Below are 1,469 nucleotides of genomic sequence, written 5' to 3' on the forward strand. Positions count from 1 at the left end.
TGATGGTTCGTGCCGGCACCCCAGCGGCCCTTCGGGTCACCTGCGCGAGGGTTTGAAACCGCATCGGCCACCAACGCCGGATCGGTAAATCCATCCTTTGGCATCATGTAGAAGATTGGATTCCATTCGAGATAGGTCACAGTCTGCGTTCGCGGCAATTCTTCAGCGTGGCTGTTGAAGCCAAAGGTGATCACGGGCAACCGTCCGTCCAGATGGCTGACCGTACGCTTCAAGACGCGAAGACCGAGGATGACGGTGTAGAAGTACTCGACCCGCCCGAGATTGGAGCAGACAAAGGTCTGACTGTTGACGCCGTTGATGACCATCTGGTTCATGATTTCAGTCTCTCCTGTTGTTCCGCGCTGAGGGATTTTTCCCAGCAGGGCGGGCTCCCGACATGGGCGATGATTGCTGCAGACAGGGCGCGTACTTTGCGCGCCAGGAAGCGGTTCTGTGGATAGACGATGCAGAGATCGTCGGGCACGAGCTGCCATTCGAGGTCGACGACCTCGATTTCGCCCTTTGCGATTGCCTCGTGGACGATGAACAGCGGGAGCGCGGCGATTGCCACCCCGTCCTTGACCGCCGCCAATTGGATGTCGCCGCTATTCACGCGCATGCGGGTTTTCGGCGTGACGCTCTTCAGTTCCTTGCCCCGGCGGAAGATCCATTCCGACTGGGGTGTGATGTTGGCGTAGCTCACGGCGTAGTGATTTTCGAGGCTCTCGATCGTATCCGGCTTGCCGTTTTCTTCGATGTATCGCGGCGAACAGACGACGACCCGATGACTCGGCCCAAAGCGGCGGACGATAAGGGCTGAATTCTTCAGCCGGCCGATCCTTACCGCCATGTCGTAGGAATCGCCGACGAGGTCGTGCATTCGATCGTCAAATTCGATCTGGAGATCGATGAGCGGGTTCTCCCGCAGAAATGCGGAGAAAACACCTGTCAGATGCAGTTGAGCGAAGCTCACCGGAGCGGCGATGCGGATCGTCCCTGAAAATTCGTCTTGCCGGTCACTGATCTCCTCGGCAGCCAGCTGAAAATCATCAACGATCTTCTGGCAGCGATCAAAAAAATATTTGCCACTGTCCGTCAGAGCCTGTTGACGCGTTGATCGACTGAGCAACCTCACGTTCAAGGCTGCTTCCAGGGCGCTGAGGCGTTGGCTGACCACCGACTTGGAAACGCCAAGCCGTCGCCCTGCCTCCCGCATGCTTCCCGCTTCGACGATTGCGATAAAAGTTGTGATAACGTCGATGCGGAGGTTGGCGGGTTTCATACCGCTTGGCGTGCGCTCATAGGCAATTGCACCTCCCTTTGTTTCAGCTGCATCACAATCGGCGTGGAGATTTGCTTCGGGCGCCGAAATCAGCGGCGCCTCTGATTGCAGGTTAGTATAGGGCTTGCGGCCTCATTCGATAGCCGGACAATCAAGGACACAGTTTCTTGATGGAGCGGACACTGCG

The 1,469-nt window shown here is 57.2% G+C and carries 2 protein-coding genes; both read right to left on the minus strand.

Annotated features, from left to right (window positions below; genetic code table 11):
* Positions 1-335, minus strand: a 335-nt coding sequence (locus PY649_RS34690; RefSeq protein ID WP_285873584.1) for a hypothetical protein, incomplete at its 3' end; no start/stop codon positions are given.
* Positions 332-1,282 carry a LysR family transcriptional regulator gene (locus PY649_RS34695; protein WP_285873586.1) on the minus strand — a complete coding sequence of 317 codons (951 nt, stop codon included), beginning with the start codon at positions 1,280-1,282 and terminating at the stop codon, positions 332-334. The genes PY649_RS34695 and PY649_RS34690, both read right to left, overlap by 4 nt.
* Positions 1,283-1,469 lie beyond the last annotated feature (187 nt).

The organism is Rhizobium mayense, assembly GCF_030272705.1.
GTDB lineage: Bacteria > Pseudomonadota > Alphaproteobacteria > Rhizobiales > Rhizobiaceae > Rhizobium > Rhizobium mayense.